The following is a 2,253-nucleotide window of genomic DNA, read 5'->3' as shown; positions in this document are numbered from 1 at the left end:
CGAAGATGGCGCCGACGTCCCGGGTGATCCGAACGGTCGCGCGGTCGTCGATGGCCGACTCGGAGTCGGGGGAGTCGCTCGCCCCGTCGGCCGGGTCGGCACCGCTCGGGCTCTCCCCGCCGCCGGTACCCGGCGCTCCGGGCGGCGCGGGATCCGGCGGAACCGCGGTCGGCCCGCCGTCGGTGGTGGCGCCCTCGGCGGCCGCGGCGTCCTCGCCGGCCGCGTCGCGCCCATCGCGTTCCGGGGCGTCGGCCGGCGGAGCCGTCTCCGACGCCTCCCCCGTCCCGTCGGAAGTCGCGCCGAGCGTGTCGGCGACCCCCTCGTCCCCGCCGCCCATGGCGCCGGCGAGCGCGTCGGGAACCTCGTCGCCTGCGCCCTCGGCGGCGTTTCTCCCCTCAGCGGGCTCCGGCTCCGGGTCCGTCGCGGGCGGGGTCGGGTCCTCGCGCGAGTCGGTTCGCGAGTCGGCCGCGACGTCCCCCGTCGGCGGTCGGTCTCCCGCGAGTTGGTCTCCCGCCGTCTCGCCGGGCTCGGACGCGGACTCGTCGACCGAGACCTCGCCGGAGAGGACGTCGAGCACGGTCGATTTGTTCGCCTTGATCCGGTCGACGAGATCGTCGAACAGCCGGCGCTCCTCGGTCGTCATGCCGTCGGCGTCGACGGACATGTCCGCGGCCGCGAACGACGCGAGCTTGACGACCTTGCCGACGCGGCGCTCGTAGAGGGCCTCGGCGACCTCCTCGGCCGTCTCGACCTCGTCGGAGAGGCGGCGGACGTCGTCGTCGGAGAAGGGCTTCTCGACCTGCTCGGCGCGGCGGTCGCGGGCCGCGCGCAGGTCGGCGACGTAGGCGGCCACGTCGTCGTAAAAGGAGTCCCGCAGGTGCTGGAGGCTGTCCTTGCGGCGTTCCTTCGATTGGGCCGATCTGAGCTCGTCGAGATTCATCGTTCGGGTGCCTTCCGCGCCTCGCCGCGGGCCATGAGGAAGACCCCCGCGAACTCGGGCACGGTGTTTCTACCGGGTTCAACTCTAACGCGCTCGCCGTTTAATTCTACCGTCCGATCGGCGTCGGTCTCGACCCGGATCTCGCGGCCGACGAACCTGTCCGGCACCGCGTCGCGCAGCGGGTCGAAGTCGGCGAGCTCGTCGCGCGCGATCGGCGTGACGACGAGCCCGGAGCCGCCGTGGAGCGTCCCCGGGAGCCGGATGAGCCGCCGCGTGTCGGTGGTCACCGGCTCGTCGATCGGGGCCGTGTCGGTCGCGCCCACGCGGGAGGCCAGCGCGGAGACGAGCCGGCGGACGCCCGGGCCGCCGGCCTCGACGTTGCCCTCGCGGACCGCGGTCGGGTTCCGGTCGAAGGCGCCGAGGATCGTCTCCGCGCGCCCCTCGCCGATCCCGTCGAGCTCCGTCAGCTGTTCGCGGGCGTCAGCCTCGTCCTTCTCCCGGAGGTCGTCGGCGTACTCGACGAGCGCCTCGTGGACGCGCGCGCCCCACCCGCCCTCCGTCCGGAGGACGCGCTTCGTGGTGCCGCGCTCGGAGACGGTGCGGATCAGGCCCTCGGTGTCGAGGTCGATCGCGCGCACGTAGTCGACGACCTCCCGCCGCGCCTCGCTGTCCAGCTCCCGCACGCTCTCGTCGCGGACGTGGACGTGGTAGCCGCGCCCGCCGGAGAAGACGACGGTGAGGTCCTCGAAGGCGAAGTCGTCGTCGAGGAAGTCCAGCAGGCGGAGGAGCGCCGCCTTACACTCGGAGAGCATCTCGGGATACGAGGTCGCTTCCGGGTCCACGCCGGGGAGGTGGTCGGCGTCGAGGTCGAAGATCAGGTCCGCCGAACGCCACCCCTTCTTCGACATCGTCGAGGCGCCGGGGTCGTCGTAGCGCGCGGCCGAGAAGTAGGCGTGCCGAGGCGCGTTGTCCGCGAAGAACGTGTCGACGTCGCCGAGGTCGAACAGCGACTGGTGGCGGACCATCGTCGTCCCCGAGCCGGGCGTCCACGGGATGTGGCCCCACTCGCGGAGGTTCGCGTCCGGCGGGAGCGACGGCGAGGCGCGGCGGTAGTAGTCGCCGAACCGCCCCTTCAGATACTCGCGCGTCCGGTCGTCCATCGTCTCATCGGCTACCGGCGGTCGACGTATCAACGTATCGTTCGCGGGCGACCTCCGGCGGCCGAACGGCGACGATTTATAAATAAACGGGGCGGTGGCGCGCGCCTTCGAGCGGCCGGTAGGCCGCGAGGAGCGCGTGCGAGGGAGTCGCGG

General features: G+C 72.9%; 2 protein-coding genes. Both read right to left on the bottom strand.

Annotated features, from left to right (window positions below):
* Positions 1 to 940 (bottom strand): DNA replication complex GINS family protein (locus N5096_RS10115; protein ID WP_267664431.1); only part of this gene is annotated, 940 nt, incomplete at its 3' end.
* Entirely contained in the window at positions 937 to 2,100 is a 1,164-nt protein-coding gene (priS, locus tag N5096_RS10110) for a DNA primase small subunit PriS (protein ID WP_267664430.1), read from the bottom strand. The genes priS and N5096_RS10115, both read right to left, overlap by 4 nt.
* Between the last annotated feature and the right edge of the window lie 153 nt (positions 2,101 to 2,253).

This window comes from Halorubrum yunnanense (assembly GCF_026586675.1).
Taxonomy (GTDB): Archaea; Halobacteriota; Halobacteria; order Halobacteriales; family Haloferacaceae; genus Halorubrum; species Halorubrum yunnanense.
The sequence above is the reverse complement of the archived record's forward strand: the minus strand, read 5'-3'. Positions and strand labels throughout refer to the sequence as shown.

Bases quoted from the DNA above. Each gene is read 5' to 3' on its own strand.
- priS (WP_267664430.1), bottom strand. From the start codon at position 2,100: ATGGACGACCGGACGCGCGAGTATCTGAAGGGGCGGTTCGGCGACTAC.